This is a genomic window from Protofrankia sp. CiP1_Cm_nod3 (assembly GCF_982290655.1).
On record NZ_CEVIVD010000039.1, the window covers coordinates 1 to 4,319 of the forward strand.

A 4,319-nucleotide genomic window follows, 5' to 3' on the forward strand; every position below is an offset into this window, starting at 1 on the left:
CGCGTTGCGGTTGACCGAACCCGACCAAGTCGATCTCGTGCTGGGCGACGGTGCCCGGGATCGCGGGGCACGGGCGGAGGAGATTCCCGACGGGCTGCCCGGGGTCGGCTATGTGCTGGCCGACGGGCAGGCCGACCCGGTGCGGGTGCGGGCCGCCTGGATCGACGACGCCGAGATCGGCCGGATGGCGCACCGCTACCGGCCACCGGTCGCCGGTCAGGTCGTTGGCCTCGACGCTCCCGGCACGGGCTGGACCCCGGACGTCGACGGCTGGGCGGCATGACCGGACCGGACGGCTACGCCCCGGTGTACGTGCTGCCGGTCTGCTCCTGGTGCCGGCACCTGTGGGCGGCACACCGGGCCGATACCGGCTGCCGGGCGCCGACCGGGCGGGGGCGGGTGTGCGGCTGCCGGGAACCGCCCCCCGGCCACCCGCCCGACCCCGACCCGACCGGCGACGACCACGACCAAGACCACGACGACCAGGATCAGGAGGAGCGGGCCGCATGACGCACGGAACGGACCCCGCCGGCCTACTGTCGGCGCATCCGGACAGTCCGACCGGCCCCGTCTCGAGTACGGACCCGGCGGCGGGGAGTCGGGCGGCGCGGCTGCGGCTGCCGCTGGCCCGGCAGATTCTCGAGGCGGTCGCGGTCGACAACGGGGTGTGCATCCGGCCGCTGGCCATGCGGAGAATCGACCTGACCACCGGCGAGACGGAAACCATCCCGGTGCCGTGCGGGGCCACGCTGGCGAGCAAGTGCCCGCCGTGCGCGGACCGGGCCCGCAAGCTGCGGATGGCGCAGTGCAAGGCCGGCTGGCACCTCGACGACGAACCGTTGCCCGACCCGGACCCGCCGACCGACGACGCGAAAACCCTCGTCCGGCTCCGCGCCGATCTCGAAGCCGTCCGCGTCGACGCCGTCACCAGCCACAACGTCGAGCAGATCACCGAAGCCGACGACCTGATCTCCCAGGTGGACGCGGCGTTGACCGACCTCGGCGTCCGCGGCACGACCGCCCCGGAGGCCCGGGAGCGGCCCCGGCGGACCCGATCGACCCGGCGGCGGCAGGACGCCCCCGACCTGCCCCGGCTCCCCGTCGACCGGCGCACCGTGGGCCGGACATTCACCGCGGCGGACGGCACGGTGTGGCGGCCGTCGATGTTCCTCACGCTCACCTGCGACAGCTACGGCCGGGTAAACGGCGACGGCACCCCGGTGGACCCGGACGGCTACGACTACCGGCGGGCGGCCCGGGATGCGATCCACTTTCCCAAGCTGGTGGACCGGTTCTGGCAGAACCTGCGCCGGGCGGTCGGCTGGGACGTCCAGTACTTCGCGGCCTTGGAGCCGCAACGGCGGCTGGCGCCGCATCTGCACGCGGCGATGCGCGGGACGATCCCGCGGGTGCTGCTGCGGCAGGTGGCGGCGGCGACCTATCACCAGGTGTGGTGGCCGGCGTGTGACCGGCCGGTCTACACCCCCGGCCAGCTGCCGGTCTGGGACGAACGGGCCGGCGGCTACACCGACCCGGACACCGGCGCACCGCTGCCGACCTGGGATGCCGCACTCGACACGCTCGGCGACGATGCCGAACCCGCACACGTGGTCCGGTTCGGGGTGCAGGTCCGCGCGGACGGGGTGACCGCGAACAACGCCACCACCGGCCGGCTGATCGGCTACCTGACCAAATACCTGACCAAGAGCCTGGACGCCTGCCACACGATGACCAGCGACGCGCAGCGGACGCACGTGGACAGGCTCGCCGACGCCCTGCGCTACGAACCCTGCTCGCCGACGTGCGCAAACTGGCTGCTTTACGGCGTGCAGCCGAAGAACCCACGGGCCGGGCTGGTATCGGGCCGGTGCCGGGGCAAGGCCCACCGGCGGGAAACCCTCGGCTTCGGTGGCCGGCGGGTGCTCGTCTCCCGGAAGTGGTCGGGCAAGACCCTCGCCGACCACAAAGAAGATCGGAAAGTCTGGGTTCGGCAACAACTCGCGGTCCTCGGCCACACCGACACCGGCGGCCAGGGCGGCGGCGCCGACCGGGCGGTCTGGCAGCTTCTCCGACCCGGTGACCCGGCCACCCCCCGCCGGGAACACCTGCTGCTGCGGGCGGTCGCGGACCGGCACCGGTGGCGCGCACAACTCGACGCGGCGCGGGCCGCGCGCGGACACCCCGACCCGGTGTCGGCAACCGACCCGCTACTCCGCGATGCCGCATGATCTCCGAGTCTTACGACGATTCCGGCGAGGACGTATGAACAAGCTCCTCCTGACCGCGGCCGAAGCCGCCGCGGTCCTCGGTGTCGGCCGGTCCACCGTCTACGAACTGATGGCGGCGGGGCAGATCGAATCCGTCCGCATCGGACGATCGCGGCGGATCCCGCGGGCGGCGCTCGTCGCCTACGTCGACCGGCTCCGCGGAGTCTCGGACACGGAGGCCGCCGCATGATCACATACTGGTCCGCGCCGAACCGGACAGCCGAGTTTCGGCAGTACAGCACACGCGGCGATGCGGCCCGTGGGCCTCCGGTCGTACAGACACAAAGATCTCTAAAGCGGTCCCGGCGGGTGCGGGAACACCACACCGGGACCTTGATCAGCACCCCCTTCGAGAGCAAGGGAGTACCGACCCGTGCCCATCATTCCGCCTGACCTCAACCCCCCGCGCGACCCCTCCGACGGACAGCCCTTCGTCCGCCTCGACGCCCCCGGCCACGGCTACTACGAGATAACCGTCAAACCGGGCGCCGACCCGTTCGACATCGCCCGGACCGCGGTCGCGATCCCCACCGACGCGGTGTTCGTCGAAGCCCTCGGAGACGTCGACGTCGTGCTGGTGTTCCGCGCGATCCCCGACAGCACGCTTCCGGCAACGCCCCCGCCGCACAGACCTGGTCCGGCCGGCGGCTGGCTGCCTGACCTCCGCCCGTATCGGACGGTTCCCGCGCAGCCTCAGCCCCGCTGACCAGGACTCGCGGTCCTTCCCCCATTTCTTTCCCGTTCCTCTGGTGGGCGTTACACCCGTCGGGAGTGCGGACGGGTCCAGGGTCGGCGAAGCCGATCACGCAGTGACGCGATAGCGCCCTGGACGCGGCCGGGCTCCCGACGGACCCTCCCCCGCCCCAGAGGAGCGGGAGCACCGAACCGCCGGACGCAACCTCCCGGCGCTCTCCCGTTCTTCGCATCATTTCTTCGGCAAGGAGTGATCTTCATCATGTCCGGCAAGCGGCAGGATCCGACCGGAGCAGCCGACGACGAACCGACCGGCTCTGATGCCCAGAGCTCGAAACGTCGGACGCGGAACGCTCCTGATCGCCGGGGCCGTCGGCGTAGCCATGGCGAAGGCGCCCTTTACCAGCGTGAAAGTGACGGTCGGTGGGTCGGTGTGGTCGATCTGGGCTGGATCGACGGGAAGCGGCGTCGCCGCGTCGTCTACGGGGGGACCGAGAAGGAAGCCCTTGCCAAGGTGCGTGAACTGCGCAAGGCGGCCGATCAGGGCCAGGACCTCACGGCGAAGTCCCGCACCGTCGCCGAATGGATGGACTACTGGATGGACGAGATCAAGTCTCACGATGGAACACGACCGTCCACTCTCGCCCGGTACCGGTACGCGATCGACGGCCACATCGTCCCGATGCTCGGAAAGATCCGCCTGGACAAACTCGGGCCGGCCCACGTCCGGCGTCTGCACGCGGCACGTCGGGAGCAGATGAAGCCGGCAAGCCTCGTGAAGATTCACGCGGTGCTGCGGGCCGCGCTCGCCGACGCGGAACGGATGGAGCTGGTGAGCCGCAACGTCGCGAAAGCTGTTCGCCCGCCGAGCCTGGCCGGTGGGGAACAGCACACGCTGACCACCAGTGATGCACGTCGTTTCCTGACCCTGGCTATAGATGATCGGCTCGAAGCGCTGTTCGTCCTGGCGCTCACGATGGGACTGCGCCGCGGTGAGCTGCTCGGCCTCCGCTGGGATGACGTCGACCTCGACGCCCGGACGCTGTGGGTCCGCCGCTCCGCCCAACGGGTCAGCGGGCAACTGCGGCTCGTCGAGCCGAAGACGCACGGTTCACGGCGAACGGTGCCGATACCGGCGCTCGCCGTTGACGCCCTGGAACGCCAACGCAAGCGCCAGGCGGACGAACGGAACAAGGCCGGCGAGTCGTGGCAGAACAACGGGCTCGTCTTCGCCTCGACGGTCGGCACGCCGATGGAGCCACGGAACGTGACCCGACGCGTCCAACAGCTCCGTGACGGTGCCGGCCTGCCGTGGCTGCGGCTTCACGACTTCCGCCATGGCTGCGCGACGTTCCTTCT

General features: G+C 71.1%; 5 protein-coding genes and 1 pseudogene. All 6 read left to right on the plus strand.

What is annotated here, in order from left to right; translation table 11 throughout:
- Positions 1-283, plus strand: a pseudogene (locus AC5LUJ_RS10080) (FtsK/SpoIIIE domain-containing protein); the annotation flags it as partial.
- The gene (locus tag AC5LUJ_RS10085; protein WP_250289504.1) at positions 280-510 is read left to right on the plus strand and encodes a hypothetical protein; all 231 of its coding nucleotides are present in this window, start codon (positions 280-282) and stop codon (positions 508-510) included. The pseudogene AC5LUJ_RS10080 and the gene AC5LUJ_RS10085, both read left to right, overlap by 4 nt.
- The gene (locus tag AC5LUJ_RS10090; RefSeq protein WP_250289507.1) at positions 507-2,228 is read left to right on the plus strand and encodes a replication initiator; all 1,722 of its coding nucleotides are present in this window, start codon (positions 507-509) and stop codon (positions 2,226-2,228) included. The genes AC5LUJ_RS10085 and AC5LUJ_RS10090 overlap by 4 nt, the downstream gene beginning before the upstream one ends.
- A gap of 34 nt (positions 2,229-2,262) precedes the next feature.
- Positions 2,263-2,457, plus strand: coding sequence for a helix-turn-helix domain-containing protein (locus AC5LUJ_RS10095; RefSeq protein ID WP_250289509.1), 195 nt, complete (start codon positions 2,263-2,265; stop codon positions 2,455-2,457).
- A 183-nt stretch (positions 2,458-2,640) separates the two neighbouring features.
- Positions 2,641-2,973: a hypothetical protein gene (locus AC5LUJ_RS10100; protein ID WP_250289512.1), complete on the plus strand. Its 333-nt coding sequence runs from the start codon at positions 2,641-2,643 to the stop codon at positions 2,971-2,973.
- 420 nt (positions 2,974-3,393) lie between these two features.
- Positions 3,394-4,319 (plus strand): site-specific integrase (locus AC5LUJ_RS10105; RefSeq protein WP_493464822.1); only part of this gene is annotated, 926 nt, incomplete at its 3' end.

Coding starts and splice junctions, on each gene's coding strand:
- AC5LUJ_RS10085 (WP_250289504.1), top strand. CDS start 280: ATGACCGGACCGGACGGCTACGCCCCGGTGTACGTGCTGCCGGTCTGC.
- AC5LUJ_RS10090 (WP_250289507.1), top strand. CDS start 507: ATGACGCACGGAACGGACCCCGCCGGCCTACTGTCGGCGCATCCGGAC.
- AC5LUJ_RS10095 (WP_250289509.1), top strand. CDS start 2,263: ATGAACAAGCTCCTCCTGACCGCGGCCGAAGCCGCCGCGGTCCTCGGT.